Source organism: Nonomuraea sp. B1E8, from assembly GCF_039871515.1.
Taxonomy (GTDB): Bacteria; Actinomycetota; Actinomycetes; order Streptosporangiales; family Streptosporangiaceae; genus Nonomuraea.
The window spans coordinates 189,338-203,286 of the sequence record NZ_JBDPLS010000010.1; the positions used below are offsets into that span (position 1 = coordinate 189,338).

The following is a 13,949-nucleotide window of genomic DNA, read 5'->3' on the forward strand; positions in this document are numbered from 1 at the left end:
GGCCGCCCTCGTGGCGTGTCTGGCTCTCTCGTCCCGGCGTCTAGTTGAACAGCACCCGCAGCGAGAACGTCGCCGTGCTGTCGGTGATCGACGTGCTCATGCCGACGGCCCTGAGCACCTGCGCGTTGGCCTTGTCGTCGCCCTGCATGGAGTTCAGGTACAGGTTCTCGATCTTGTCGAGGTCGACGAAGAGCGCCGCGTTGGCCTCGTCCGGGTTGGCGATCGCGGTCTGGAACGTCTCCGAGTCGCCCAGCGTGCCCTCTTCGGCCAGCTTCTTGGCGTAGTCGTCCGTCGTCGCCACGGTGAAGACGCCGTCGCCGGCGACCTTGGCGACCTGCGGGGCGCCCTGCCCGCCGGAGGCCATCGCCTGCTGGATCTTGTCGAAGATCGCCTGGGCCCTGGCCGGGTCGGTGGCGATGCGTACGCCGCCCTTGAACTGGTTGGTGTCCAGGCCCTCGCTGTCGACCGCGAACGTGAAGTTCTTGCCGAAGAGCGTCGCGAGGTCGCCCGGCAGCTCCAGCCCGAAGCGGGTCCTGACCTGGGCGAGCATCTGCTGGACCTGGGCGGCGCCGGTGGCCGTGGCCTGCTTCTCGATGGTGGCCCAGTTCTTGGTGACGACCTGGTCGAGGCCGGAGACCGACAGGGCGCCGGCCGTGGTCGCAGGCAGGCTGCCCAGGTTGGCCAGGGGCAGCTCGCCCTCGGGCACCATGCCCTTGGCGCCGCTGACGATGCCGGCGAGCTCGACGTAGGCGCTGTCGAAGCGGAGGGCGCCGGAGAACCTGGTGTCCTTCACCTGCTCGATGGCCGCGGCCTGCTCGGCGGTCAGCTCCTTCTTGGCCGCCTGCGCGATGCCGCCGATGTGGGTCCAGAACGACAGCACACCCTGCTCGCCGACGGCGGCCATGTCGTCGTCGAAGGCGGTGTTGTCGCCCAGGCTGCCTTCGGCCTGCGCGTACTTGTCGGCGAGCTCCTGCGTGGGTGTGAGGAGCGCGTAGTCCTCGCGGAAGGCGATGCCGTACTTGTCGCCCTCCATCAGCTTGGCGATGCCGGCCTTCGCCTGCTCCTCGTCCGTGATCTGGACGGCCACCGCGAAGTCGGGCTCGTCCTTGCCGGAGGGGACGGCGGCGAAGCCGATCCTGCTGCCCAGCCACGGGTCGACGTCCTTGGCGAAGTCGACCTTGGAGTCGTCGTCCTTGGTGATCGTGTCGAACAGCGCCTGGCGCGGGTCCTCGCCGGAGAAGGTGTCCTTGGTGACGGTGAACTTCCTGGCCAGCTGGAACAGCGCCACCTTCTGGTTGGCCGCAGGGTCGAGGTCGAGCCTGGCGTAGGCGATGCTGTCGGCGGGCAGCACCTCGTGCGGCTGGGTGCCGCCACCGCCGATGGCGCCCACGGCCCACACGGCGCCGCCGCCGAGCAGCACCACCGCGAGCGCGGCGGCGACGGCGATGATCCAAGTCTTGGGGCCCTTCTTGGCCGGCTCGGCGGGGCCGAAGCCTTCGGGGCCCTGCTGCTGCCAGCCGCCCTGCGCGTGCTGGTTCTGCTGCTGCCGGCCCTGCTCCTGCTGCCACCCCTGCTGGGGCTGCTGCTGTTGCCAGCCGCCCTGCTGCCACTGCTGCTGGGGTTGCTGTGGCTGCTGCCCGTAGGAGGGCTGCTGCCCGTAGGAGGGCTGCTGCCCGTACGCCTGCTGCTGCTGCCATCCGTGCTGGGGCTGCTGGCCATAGCCCCCCTGGGCCTGCTGGCCGTAAGGCTGCTGCGGTGGGTACGGCTCACCCTGTGACATCGGCATCGTCGGGGGGTTCACCGGCTGCTGCCCCTGGTTCCAGTTGTATGCCGTGGTCCGGTCAGGGTCCTGGCCAGACGGGGGATTATTCACAGACATCACTCAACTCACAAAGTGGACTTATGGCCACAGTGAAGGTAGCTGATGTTGGTAGACCGCCGCTTGCAATGCGCTGAAGTACGACTTCGCACCCGGTTGGACCCTTTCGCAGCGGTACGTCTCCCCGCCACGCCGCTAGAGTGTGGAAGCACTAGAACTAAGTTCCATACGAGGTGGGTGCGGATGACGAAGTTCGACGAGGCGACGCAGGCGATCAGGGTCGACGACAACACCTACGACGTGTGCCTCGACCCCGGATACGGGATCGGCGGCCCGCTCAACGGCGGCTACCTGCTGGCCGTGATCATGCGTGCGGCCGTGGAGGCCTCGCCGTTCGACCATCCCGTGACCACGAGCGCGCAGTTCCTGAAGGCGCCGGTCCCCGGCCCCGCCCAGGTCAAGATAGAGCCTCTCAAAGCGGGCAGGACGGCCGCCTTCGCCAGGGCCACGCTCGTGCAGGACGGCGTCGCGCAGATCGCGAGCTCGATCACGACGGCCACCCTGCACGGCGCCGAGCCCGTCTACGCCGGCGAACCGGCCTGCGCCATGCCGAGCATCGACGACTGCGTCGCGCTCCCCGACCCCAGACCCGAGTCGGGCATGATGCTGAACGCCCAGATGGAGGTGCTCTTCGACCCGCCCACGGTCGGCTGGCTGAAGGGCGAGCCCAGCGGCAGACCCGAGTCGCGGGCCTACTTCAGGATGGCCGAGCCGCAGGACCCCGACCCGTACGTGCTGGCGCTGGCCGTGGACGCGCTGCCGCCCGTGGTGTTCTCCGCGGGCGCGCGCGGCTGGGCGCCCACCGTGGACCTCACCCTGCACCTGCGCGCCCTGCCGGCGCCGGGCTGGCTCACCGTGCTCTGCGGCGGCCGGCTCGTCTCCGACGGCTGGTTCGACGAGGAGGCGGAGGTGCGCGACTCGACCGGCCGGCTCGTGGCCCAGTCGCGCCAGCTGGCCCGCGTCGGCAGGGGATGAGCGAGTGGTCGTGACCAAGGCGCCACCACATCACGACCATGTTTGCCAAATGAGCGAGCGCGGCGCGCGACTGTGAGCATTCTTACGCAGAGTTGATCGGGCAGGTCGCCTACCCTCGAAGGCGTGCCGGACGCGAGTATTGGGATCTTCGACAGCGGGGTCGGCGGCCTGACGGTCGCCCGCGCGATCATCGACCAGCTGCCCTCCGAGTCGATCACGTACGTGGCCGACACGGCCCGCCAGCCGTACGGGCCGAAGAGCATCGCGGAGGTCCGCGCCTACGCCCTGGAGGTCATGGACCACCTCGTCGAGCACGACGTCAAGATGCTCGTCATCGCGTGCAACAGCGCCAGCGCCGCCGTGCTGCGCGACGCGCGCGAGCGCTATGACGTCCCGGTCGTCGAGGTGATCCAGCCGGCCACCAGGAGGGCTGTGCGCGCCACCCGCACCGGCAGGGTCGGCGTGATCGCCACGAGGGCCACCATCGAATCGATGGCCTATCACGACGCCTTCACCGCGGCGCCCGACGTGCAGCTCACCGGCGTGGCCGCCCCGCGCCTCGTGGAGTACGTCGAGCGAGGGGAGACGATGAGCGACGAGCTCATCGAGGTCGTGCGCGACTACCTGGAGCCCATCAGGGCCGCCGGGTGCGACACCCTCATCCTCGGCTGCACCCACTACCCCCTGCTCACCGGTGCGATCTCCTACGTCGCCGGCGACGGCGTCACGCTGGTCTCCAGCGCCGAGGAGACGGCCAAGGACGTCTACCGGATCCTGCACGACCGCGGCCTGGCGGCGGGAGGCGAGGCCACCCCCCGGCACCGCTTCCGCGCCACCGGCGACACCCTGCTCTTCGCCCGGCTCGGGCAGCGCTTCCTGGGGCCGGAGATCGACGCGGTCGAAGTCGCACCGCTGGGGGGTACCACCTCGAACGGCCACTCGGCCGCATCCGTGTCCGGCCTTCGCGGCGGCGGGAGCACAGCCGCCGGCGTGCCGAGGGAAGACGCCGGGATCGAGGGGCCGAGCCGCGACGCGGAGCGTCGCACTGGGAAGGAGCCCACATGAAGGTGACCATCGTCGGCTGCTCGGGAAGCTATCCCGGCCCCGACAGTCCCGCGTCCTGCTACCTGATCGAGGCGGACGGGTTCAGGATGTTGCTCGACTTCGGCAGCGGCTCGCTCGGCGCGCTCCAGCGCCACATCGGCCTGTATGACGTGGACGCCATCTGCCTGACCCATCTGCACGCCGACCACTGCCTCGACGTCTGCGGCTACCACGTGGTCCGCACGTACGGGCCGGCCGCGCCGTACCCGATCGTGCCGATCTACGCCCCCGCGGACGCACCGCGCCGGCTGGCGGCCGCGTACGGCATGCCGGACGAGCCCGGCCTCGAGACCGCCTTCGACTTCGTGCCGCTGGAGCCTGGAACGTTCGAGATCGGGCCGTTCACCCTGACCGCCGGCCTGGTCAACCACCCGGTCGAGGCGTACGGCTTCCGGGTGACCGGCGGCGGCAGGTCCGTGGCCTACTCCGGCGACACCGGCGAGTCGAGCGAGCTGGTGAAGCTGGCCGCGGGCGCCGACCTGCTGCTGTGCGAGGCGTCGTTCGTCGAGCGCCCGGGACTGCCGCCCGGCCTGCACCTGACCGGCCGGCAGGCGGCCGAGCACGCCGCCAAGGCCGATGTCGGCCGCCTCGTGCTCACCCACCTCGTCCCGTGGAACGACCAGGCGACCGTGCTGAGGGAGGCTTCGGAAGGCGGCTACGGCGGCCCGCTCGAGCTGGCCCGCAGCGGCGCCGTCTACGACCTGGCCTGAACCTCGTCGAAGTCGCGCATGCGCGGCAGCGGCGAGAACAGCAACGGCAGGAACGCCAGCAGCCTGCCCCCCATGAACACCCACAGGGCCTGCCGCACGCCGATCTGCTGGGCCACGAGGCCGCCGAGCAGCGCGCCCAGCGGCATCATGCCCCAGGTCATGAACCGCACCGACGCGTTGACCCGGCCGAGGACGTGCTCGGGGGTCACGGTCTGCCGGTAGGTGACCTGGCCGACGTTCAGCAGGACCGAGCTCCACGACAGGCCGATCGAGGTGATCGCGAAGAACACCGCCCGCCAGTCGGGCTGCGTCATCGGTAACAGCAGGCCGAAGGGCGAGCCGATGGTGACGGCCAGCCAGGTCATCCGCGCGGTGCCGTACTTCCTGGACAACCAGCCGCCGCTGAGGCCGCCCATCAGGCCGCCGATGCCGCCCGACATGAGCAGCACGCCGATGAGGCCGGGCTCGAGCATGACCTCGTCGGCCAGGAACAACACCGACTGGCCGAGGACAGCGCTCACGAAGAGGTTCATGGCCGCCGACGTGATCACGAACGTGCGCATCAGCCGGTCGTCCCAGACGTACGCGAGGCCCTCGCGGATGCCGCGCATCAGCGGCGTGGGCTCGGTGGCCGCGGGCGGCTTGTCCGGCGCCTTGATCCGGCTCAGGAGGAGCACCGAGGCGAGCGCGCCGAGCGCGGTGGCGGCCAGCGTGCGCGACGCCCCCAGCAACTGCACGAGCGCGCCGCCGATGGCCGGGCCCGACAGCGACCCGCTGGAGCGCACGACCTCCAGCTTGGAGTTGGCGTCGCCGAGCTGCGCGGTGCTGATCAGATCGGGCAGGTACGTGCGGTCGGCCACGTCGTTGAAGACCTGGGCCGCGCCGACCAGCAGCGCCACCAGGAACATCATCTCGATCGTCAGGATCCCCAGCTCGGCCGCGACGGGAATGCTGCCCAGCAGCAGGAACCTGGCCAGATCGGCGGCCATGAGCACGCGGCGCCTGCGCATCCGGTCGACCCACACCCCCGCGGGCAGGCCGATCAGAAGGAACGCCGTTGTCTGCAACGCCGACAGCAGGCCGACCTCAGTGGGGCCGGCGTGCAATGCCAGCACGGCCACCAGCGGTAGCGCCACCCGCGAGATATTCGCGCCGAGTTCGTTGGCGACGTGAGAACCGAGGAACCGTAGGAAGTCAGGGTTTCGCAACACCCCCGTTGTCATTGCGTAAGGATCCATGTGTCGGACACATTTGGTCAAGAGCGTCGTGTCGCGGAGATAGGGTGATCTGCATGTCGCGACAGGATGGCCGCAACCCTGACCAGCTACGTCCCATAACCATCACGAGGCAATGGCTCACCCATGCCGAAGGATCCGTGCTCGTCGAATTCGGCGGCACCAGGGTGTTGTGCGCGGCCTCCGTCCAGGACAGCGTGCCCCGCTGGCGCCGCGGCAGCGGGCAGGGGTGGGTTACGGCCGAATATGCCATGTTGCCCCGGGCGACCAATACTCGTAACGATCGTGAATCGGTTCGGGGAAAAATCGGTGGCAGGACCCACGAGATATCGCGGTTGATCGGCCGTTCGCTCCGCGCTTGCGTCGATTACAAAGCGTTGGGGGAAAACTCCATTCTGCTCGACTGTGACGTGCTGCAGGCCGACGGCGGCACCCGCACCGCCGCCATCACCGGCGCCTACGTCGCGCTGGCCGACGCGGTGGCGTGGATGCGCGGGCGCAAGATGTGCCCGGGCGACCCGCTGATCGGCTCCGTCGCGGCCGTCTCCGTCGGCGTGGTCGGCTCGGTGCCGATGCTCGACCTCTGCTACACCGAAGACGTCGCCGCCGAGACCGACATGAACGTCGTGATGACCGGCGAGGGCAGCTTCGTCGAGGTGCAGGGCACGGCCGAGGGCGCGCCGTTCGACCGCGCGGCGCTCGACCAGCTGCTCGACCTGGCCGTGGCGGGCTGCGAGGAGCTCACGCTCATCCAGCAGGAGGCGCTGGAGTCATGAAGATCGTGCTGGCCACCCGCAACGCGGGCAAGATCGCGGAGCTGCGCCGCATCCTGGCCGGTTTCGAGATCGTCGGGCTGGAGGCGTTCCCCGAGATCGGAGAGGTCGCCGAGACCGGCGTCACGTTCGAGGAGAACGCCCTGCTCAAGGCGCATGCCGTCGCCCAGGGCTCCGGGCTGCCGGCGGTCGCCGACGATTCGGGGCTCTGCGTCGACGTGCTCAACGGCATGCCGGGCGTGTTCTCCGCCCGCTGGTCGGGCCGGCACGGCGACGACCAGGCCAACCTCGACCTGCTGCTGGCCCAGCTGTCCGACGTGCCCGCCGACCGGCTGACCGCCCACTTCGCCTGCGCCGCCGCGCTGGCGCTGCCGTCGGGGGAGTCGCGGGTGGTCGAGGGCGTCCTGCCGGGGCGGCTCGTCACCACGCCGCGCGGCAGTAACGGGTTCGGCTACGACCCGATCCTCGTGCCCGACGGTGACGACCGCACGACCGCTGAGATGTCGCCCGACGAGAAAGACGCGATCAGCCACCGGGGGCGGGCCTTCCGCGCGCTGACCCCGATCGTGCGCGAGCTGCTCGGCTCGTAACCACCGTGTAAGAACCGCCGGGGGCGGGGCGGCGTACCGTCGAGACGTGCAGAGGAAAACGGTGGTGCCCGCCTGGGCCAGGGCTTTGCTGGGGCTGGTCGCGGGGGGCGTGGCTCTCGGGATCGCGCAGCTCGTGGCCGCGTTCGTCGGTCCTGAGACGTCTCCCGTGCTCGCCGTGGGCGATGCGACGGTCGATCTGACGCCGGCGCCGGTCAAGGAATTCGCGATCAGGACGTTCGGCGAGAGCGACAAGGCCGTTCTCGTCGGCGGCGTGCTGGTGGTGGTGCTCTTCGGGGTCGCGCCGCTCATCGGGATGCTGGCCCTGCGCCGGCTCTCCTACGGCTTCGCGGGGCTGGCCGTGTTCGGTGTGGTGGGGCTGCTGGCGGTGCTGACCCGGCCGGAGGCGGGGGTGCTCGACACGCTTCCGACCCTGGCCGGCGTGGGCGCGGGCGCCTGGGCTCTGGCCTGGCTCGTACGCCGGGCGATCGGCGACGGCGACCCCTTCCACGGGATCGACGCCCGGCCGCCCCTGCAACCCGCCGAGGTCGGCGCCCCGGCCGCCGGCGAAGCCGGCCCGGAGAGCGGCAGGGAGAGCGGCAGGGAGAGCGGCAGGGAGAGCGGCAGGGAGAGCGGCAGGGAGAGCGGCAGGGAGAGCGGCAGGGAGAGCGGCCCGGAGAGCGGCCCGGAGAGCGGCCCGGAGAGCGGCCCGGAGAGCGGCCCGGAGAGCGGCCCGGAGAGCGGCCCGGAGAGCGGCAGGGAGAGCAGCAGGGAGAGCGGCTCCGCGAGTGGTGGCGGGGGAGCTGTGGAGCGGCCCGCCGTCATGTGGGTCGCGGGGGAGCCGCCGGCGTTCGACCGCCGCCGGTTGCTGACCGGCGCGGCGGGCGGCGCGGTGGCGGCCGGGGCCGCCTACCTGCTCGGGCAGACCCTCGGGGGGCGGCAGATGGTCGACACCGCGCGGGCCGGGGTGGCGCTGCCCGGGCCCGCGACCCCGGCCAGGCCGATCCCGGCCGGCGCGGACCTGCGCATCGGCGGGCTGTCGCCGTTCATCACGCCCAACAAGGACTTCTACCGGGTCGACACCGCGCTCGTCGTCCCCCAGGTCGATCCCCGCGACTGGACGCTGCGCATCCACGGCATGGTCGACCGGCCCGTCGAGATCACCTACGCGGACCTGCTGAAGATGCCGCTCACCGAGGCTGACGTCACGCTCACCTGCGTCTCCAACGAGGTCGGCGGCTCGCTGGCCGGCAACGCCCGGTGGCTGGGCGTACGCATGGCCGAGGTGCTGCGCCAGGCCGGGCTCCGATCCGGTGCCGACATGCTCCTGTCCACCTCCGCGGACGGCTTCACCTGCGGCACCCCGGTGGACGTGGTGATGGACGGGCGCGACGCGCTGTTCGCGGTCGCGATGAACGGCGAGGTGCTCCCCGTCGACCACGGGTTCCCCGTGCGCCAGGTGGTGCCGGGCCTGTACGGGTACGTCTCGGCCACCAAGTGGGTCGTGGACATCAAGGTGACCCGGTTCGACAGGGACGAGGCGTACTGGACGCCCCGCGGATGGTCGGCCAAGGGCCCGATCAAGACGCAGTCGCGCATCGACGTGCCGAAGCCCGCGGACACGTTGAAGCCGGGGCGGAACACGGTCGCCGGGGTGGCGTGGGCGCAGCACACGGGGGTGGACGCCGTGGAGGTGCGGTTCGACGGCGGTGAGTGGAGGCAGGCGAAGCTGGCCGAGGTGCCCGGGCCGGACACCTGGCGGCAGTGGTCGATCGACTGGGACGCCCGGCCGGGCGAGCACCGCATCGAGGTGCGCGCGACGGACGCGTCCGGCTACACCCAGACCGGCGAACTCGCGCCGGTGGCGCCGGACGGCGCGACGGGCTGGCACACGATCACGGTGAACGTCGTCTGATCCGTGTCGGGGTTTGCGCTGTTTGCCCAGGTAGAGAGGGGAACTCTGGCGGTCAATCTGCCTGACTTCACCTCCCTGCCGTGGTGACGCCTCTACGATCGGTCGTCGAGCATGACAGGAGGCAGGCCGTGTTCCGCGAGCGCAAGCCGAGTGTCCGGTGGGTCCTTCCAGAGGGGCGTTACGACCCTGTGGTGGCCGAAGGGGTGCGGTGGCTCGACTACGAGCGGGCCGCCGAGGAGCCCCCTGACGGCGGCTCCATCCCCGCGCACCAGGCCGCCCCGGACGGCCAACCCCTCAGCCCCACCACCCCCGATCCAGGACGGCCCGCGCAGCCCGGTGGGCCCAGGATGCCCGCAGGACCCGCGCAGTCCAGGGGGCCCGGGGAGTCGGCGCAGTCAAGGGGTCCCGGGTTGCTGAAGGAGGCCGCGCAGTCCAGCGAGGCCGGGGCGCTCAGGGAGCCCGTGAGGCCCGGGACGCTGAGGGAGCCGGAAGGGCCCGCGCGCTCAAGGCAGCAGTGGGAGCTCGCGGAGCTGGGAGGGCCCACGGACCTCGGTGCGCCCGCTGAGGTCTCGGAGCCGGTGGAGGTCGACTGGTTCGATCGGCCGCGGCGGCCGCCCAGGCTCGCCGACTGCCGGCCGTACGGCGTGCCGGGCGGGCTGGCCAGGCCGGACCCGCAGGTCGAGCGGGACCTCGCCGAGTCGCTGCAGCCCGGCGCCCGCTTCCCCGACCCGCGCGGCACCTGGGTGCGGCTGATCAACGGCGGCGGGCCCGCCGACGACCCGTTCAGAGCCTCCAACGCCGCCGACTGCGCGCTCGCCGTGCTGTCCACCTGGCACGGCGAGCCCGCGACGGCAGCGCCCCGGCTGCCCGAGTACGACACGATCGGCCGGCCGGTGCTGACCGGCGAGCGGGGAAGCACGGCCAGGATCGAGCGGTGGGCGGGCCACCGCCTGCAGTACGCGGGGCAAGGGCGGCACGCCTACCCGCTGATCGCCCGGCGGCTGCTCGACGCCGGGCACGGCGCGAGCGCCGTCATCGTGGTGCGCTGGCCAGGCGGCGGCTCCCACGCCTGGAACGCGGTCAACGCCGACGGCGAGGTGATCTGGATCGACGCGCAACGGGGGCACATGTCCGTCGAGCCGCCGTACACGACGGTGACCGGGGTGTTCTGCCTGGTGCTCGACCGGCAGGGGCGGCCGCGATGAACCTGGACCAGGCCAGGTCGCTGGCGGAGGAGTACTTCAACGGGGTGCTCCCGCTCGATGCGGCGGTGCCGGTGGGGGTGTACGCGTTCGACGCGGGTTACGTCGCGTGGGTGCGAGATCTCGACCCCGACGATCCCGCCAGGCTGCCGGACGTCGTGGGTGGCGGGTGCATCGTGATCGACCGGGCCACCGGCGAGGTGGTGGCCCGGCCGCTCCTCGACCCGGAGACGGTGGCCGAGCTGTGGCCCGGCCGCAGACCCCGCTGAGACCCGGGCGGCCGTCAGGTGACGGTCTTGGGGCACACGGTGCCCTGCGCGGGGAGGCGCAGGCTGATCAGATAGCGGTTGACGTGGCCGATGATGCAGGAGTTCCCGGCGTTGTAGAGGCCGTGGCCGTGTCCCTGGTACTGGACCGCCGCCGAGCCCGGTACCCGCCGTACGATGTCCGCGCTCCTGCCGTAGTCCGTCCAGGAGCCGACACCCAGGTAGGGCGGCAGTTCCTCGGCGGGCAGCGGCCCGGGCGGATTGGTGACGGGGGTCGGCCAGCCGACACAGCCGAGCGGGTGCCAGAGCTCGGTCCCGGCGATGTTGGGCAGCAGGCGCTCACCTTCGCGGCGCCTCTTCCGGTACTCCTCATAGTCGCGGAAGACGATGCCGTCGAGGCAGTGGGTCATGTTCATCCCGGTGGACGAGGGCACCTTCGGGCTTTTCCTGGCCTGCCGGACGTAGTCGGCGAACCCTGAGGCGTCACCGTCGACGGCCCGCTTGATCGCCTCGGCAAGCTCCGTCCATCGGGGGAGGTCGGGCTCCTCACCTGGCGAGATGATGCTGGGGGCGGCGGCCTCCTTGATGTCGAACCCGCTGTAGGCGGCCGCCGGCGATTCGCCTCTGACCGGCACCGGGACCCGGTCGGCCCGCGCCACCAGCGCCCTCCAGACCTCGCCGACGTCCTGGCCGTGCAGCGCGCAGGTGGTGTTCGCCGCGCACCAGGCGGCGAAGCGGGTGAAGGACTTCTCGTGGGGGAGCCTGCTCTGCGCACGGTGCGCGTACGGGTTGACCGCGCCGTCGAACACCATCGCGCGCACCCGGCCGGGGAACAGCCGGGAGTATTCGATCCCGGGTCTGCCTCCGTAGGAGTTGGCGATGAAGCTCAGTTTCTCCTCTCCCAGAGCGACGCGGATCGCCTCCATGTCCCGCGCCACGGAGGCGGAGTCCATGTGGTCGAAGAACTCGGGGTCGGCGCTGCGGCATCGCTGAGCCGCCGCCCGGTTGCGCCTGCCCAGCTCGGCGTACTCGGCGCGGGTGGCGGGCAAGGCGATCCACGGGCCGGAGAACAGGCAGTCGAACGACAGCACGCCCTTGTCGACGGTGTTGCGGGGCTCGACGCTGACCACGTCGAACCGATCGCGCAGTTCGGCGAAGCTGCCCGCGTTGTTGCTCAGGTCCTCCACGCCCGAGCCGCCCGGCCCGCCGGGGATCGCGAACACCGTGCCCATCCTGCGCTGGGCGCCGGTGGCCGGGAGCAGGCCGACGGTCAGATCGATCTTCCGTCCGGACGGCTCGGCCCAGTTCACGGGCACCTCGACCGAGGCGCAGCGCAGCTCCTTGACGAGGGTCTTGTCCGCGCAAACCGCCCAGGCCAGCCTCGATGAGGGGCCCGGCGAACTCGCCGCGGCGGCAGGCACACCCGAGACCAGGACGGCCGCGGCCAGGCCGATCGCCAGCACCTTGATCCGGTGCCCGGCCATCGTGATCATCGTGGCGCCCGCGGTCAGCGCGGCGAGCACGTACGCGACAAGCAGCCCCGCCGCCGCGGCGGGCGGCAGGATCCCGCCCCCGACGCCCGCGATCTGGAGCGGCAGGTTCTCGATCATGAAGGAGCCGGCCTGTGCGCGCAGCGGCATGGGCAGCGTCTTGGCCACCACCGGCAGCACCACGATGAGCACCGTCAGCACGACCAGCGCGCCCGGGGTGGAGCGGACGGCGGCCCCGACGCCGAGCCCGACCAGCGCGACCGCGGCCATCGACAGCCCGGCGACGATCACCGAGGCGAGCACGCCCGGCTCCGACAGCGGCGTGCCCAGCGTCACCCCTTCGCGGAGCAGTTGCCCGGCTCGGTCGCCGAGCGCCGCCATGGAGGCCGCGTGCATGACGAACGCCAGAACCTGGCCCGCCACCAGCACGACCGCGGCCAGGCCCGGCACCTTGGCCAGCAGGAGCATCCGCCTGCGCGGCACGGCCACCAGGCTCGTCTGGATCATCCCGGTGCTGTGTTCCGAGGTGATCGCCAGCGCACCCAGCACGGCGAACACGAAGTAGGCGACCGCGATCCCGTTGCCGATGCCGTCCCCGTTGCCGGGGAAGGCCATTTTCTCGTCCAACGTCTGGTCGTCGAACCCGCGGCCGATCATGAACGCTATCCCGGCGCAGGCCAGGACGGCCGCCACCGAGCAGGCCAGCACATAGACGTTCGAGCGGAGCGAGCGGAGCTTCAGCCACTCGGAAGCGATGACGTCGATCATCGCACGGCCTCCTTCGGAGCGGTCCCGCTCTCGCTTCTGTACTCGGTGCTGTCCTCCGTGAGCCGCATGAACGCCTCCTCCAGGGACGCGTCGCGCGGAGACAGCTCCATTAGCGCGATCCCCGCGGACAGCGCCATCACGCCGATCTCGGCCGCGTCCAGGCCACGGACGGACAGGCCAACGGACCGGGCGCCGTCGTCCTCGGCCACCACCGTCGCCCCGTGCGTGCGCATGATGGCGGTGAGCTGCTCTGGGTGACGCGTGCGGACCAGCACGTCGCCCTTGAAGTGCCCGGCCAGGGCGTCCATGGCGGTGTCAGCGATCAGTCGGCCCCGTCCGATGACGATGACGTGCTCGGCGGTGAGTGCCATCTCGTTCATCAGGTGGCTGGACAGCAGCACGGTACGGCCCTCGTCCGCCAGCGAGCGCAGCAGGCCGCGGAGCCAGCGGATGCCCTCAGGGTCCAGTCCGTTCAGCGGCTCGTCGAACATCAGCACCGGCGGGTCCCCGAGCAGCGCCGCCGCCATGCCCAGCCGCTGCTTCATGCCGAGGGAGAACCCGCCGATCCGCTTGCCGGCGACGTCTGTCAGGCCGACCTGATCGAGGACGGCGGTCACGCGGGCGCGGCCGATGCCGTTGCTGCGCGCCAGGCAGCCGAGATGGTCGCGGGCCGAGCGGCCGCCGTGCACCGCCCCGGCGTCCAGCAGCGCCCCCATCGTGCGCATGGGCCGGCGCAGCGACGCGTACGGTCGCCCGTTCACCAGCGCCTCACCCGAAGCGGGGACCTCCAGCCCGAGTACGGCCCGCATGGTCGTGGACTTGCCGGCGCCGTTCGGTCCCAGGAACCCGGTCACCAGCCCTGGTTTCACCGTGCAGGTCAGGTCGTCCACGGCGAGCGTGCGGCCGTACCGCATGCTCAGTCCCCTCACTTCGATCACGTCCCGCTCTCCTTGGCTTGGCCGGGCACGATCGGCAGGTTCCGATCGGGCCTGCCCAGCCTCGCGGTCCGGAGGGCCGGCCTCCATGGGTGCCGGCCCACCTCCCG

At 71.5% G+C, this 13,949-nt stretch carries 12 protein-coding genes; 8 read left to right on the forward strand and 4 right to left on the reverse strand.

Annotated features, from left to right (window positions below):
* Nucleotides 1-40: 40 nt before the first annotated feature.
* A complete protein-coding gene (locus tag ABGA98_RS30350) occupies nucleotides 41-1,801 on the reverse strand; it encodes a DUF3352 domain-containing protein (RefSeq protein ID WP_347621823.1) in 1,761 nt (586 codons plus the stop codon).
* A 261-nt stretch (nucleotides 1,802-2,062) separates the two neighbouring features.
* Between ABGA98_RS30350 and ABGA98_RS30355 the strand changes: the two genes are divergently transcribed.
* The 3 genes from ABGA98_RS30355 to ABGA98_RS30365 all read left to right on the forward strand — a co-directional run bounded on the left by ABGA98_RS30355 (nucleotide 2,063) and on the right by ABGA98_RS30365 (nucleotide 4,668).
* Nucleotides 2,063-2,854: a thioesterase family protein gene (locus ABGA98_RS30355; RefSeq protein ID WP_347621824.1), complete on the forward strand. Its 792-nt coding sequence runs from the start codon at nucleotides 2,063-2,065 to the stop codon at nucleotides 2,852-2,854.
* A gap of 123 nt (nucleotides 2,855-2,977) precedes the next feature.
* Complete coding sequence (gene murI, locus ABGA98_RS30360) at nucleotides 2,978-3,919, forward strand: glutamate racemase (protein ID WP_347621825.1); 942 nt, start codon at nucleotides 2,978-2,980, stop codon at nucleotides 3,917-3,919.
* Entirely contained in the window at nucleotides 3,916-4,668 is a 753-nt protein-coding gene (locus ABGA98_RS30365) for an MBL fold metallo-hydrolase (protein WP_347621826.1), read from the forward strand. The genes murI and ABGA98_RS30365 overlap by 4 nt, the downstream gene beginning before the upstream one ends.
* Here the strand turns inward: ABGA98_RS30365 and ABGA98_RS30370 are convergent.
* Complete coding sequence (locus tag ABGA98_RS30370) at nucleotides 4,653-5,906, reverse strand: MFS transporter (RefSeq protein ID WP_347621827.1); 1,254 nt, start codon at nucleotides 5,904-5,906, stop codon at nucleotides 4,653-4,655. The two genes, ABGA98_RS30365 and ABGA98_RS30370, sit on opposite strands and share 16 nt — an antisense overlap.
* Before the next feature lie 53 nt (nucleotides 5,907-5,959).
* Between ABGA98_RS30370 and rph the strand changes: the two genes are divergently transcribed.
* From rph to ABGA98_RS30395, 5 genes are all read left to right on the forward strand, one after another.
* A complete protein-coding gene (rph, locus tag ABGA98_RS30375) occupies nucleotides 5,960-6,679 on the forward strand; it encodes a ribonuclease PH (RefSeq protein ID WP_132511116.1) in 720 nt (239 codons plus the stop codon).
* Nucleotides 6,676-7,266: an RdgB/HAM1 family non-canonical purine NTP pyrophosphatase gene (gene rdgB / locus ABGA98_RS30380; RefSeq protein WP_347621828.1), complete on the forward strand. Its 591-nt coding sequence runs from the start codon at nucleotides 6,676-6,678 to the stop codon at nucleotides 7,264-7,266. Before rph ends, rdgB begins: the two co-directional genes overlap by 4 nt.
* A gap of 46 nt (nucleotides 7,267-7,312) precedes the next feature.
* Complete coding sequence (locus ABGA98_RS30385) at nucleotides 7,313-9,178, forward strand: molybdopterin-dependent oxidoreductase (RefSeq protein WP_347621829.1); 1,866 nt, start codon at nucleotides 7,313-7,315, stop codon at nucleotides 9,176-9,178.
* A gap of 83 nt (nucleotides 9,179-9,261) precedes the next feature.
* Entirely contained in the window at nucleotides 9,262-10,383 is a 1,122-nt protein-coding gene (locus ABGA98_RS30390; RefSeq protein WP_347621830.1) for a toxin glutamine deamidase domain-containing protein, read from the forward strand.
* Nucleotides 10,380-10,649 carry a hypothetical protein gene (locus tag ABGA98_RS30395; RefSeq protein ID WP_347621831.1) on the forward strand — a complete coding sequence of 90 codons (270 nt, stop codon included), beginning with the start codon at nucleotides 10,380-10,382 and terminating at the stop codon, nucleotides 10,647-10,649. Before ABGA98_RS30390 ends, ABGA98_RS30395 begins: the two co-directional genes overlap by 4 nt.
* A 14-nt stretch (nucleotides 10,650-10,663) precedes the next feature.
* Here the strand turns inward: ABGA98_RS30395 and ABGA98_RS30400 are convergent, their stop codons facing one another.
* Together ABGA98_RS30400 and ABGA98_RS30405 are read right to left on the reverse strand one after the other, a co-directional pair.
* Entirely contained in the window at nucleotides 10,664-12,904 is a 2,241-nt protein-coding gene (locus ABGA98_RS30400) for an alpha/beta fold hydrolase (protein ID WP_347621832.1), read from the reverse strand.
* Entirely contained in the window at nucleotides 12,901-13,842 is a 942-nt protein-coding gene (locus tag ABGA98_RS30405) for an ATP-binding cassette domain-containing protein (protein ID WP_347621833.1), read from the reverse strand. Before ABGA98_RS30405 ends, ABGA98_RS30400 begins: the two co-directional genes overlap by 4 nt.
* Nucleotides 13,843-13,949 lie beyond the last annotated feature (107 nt).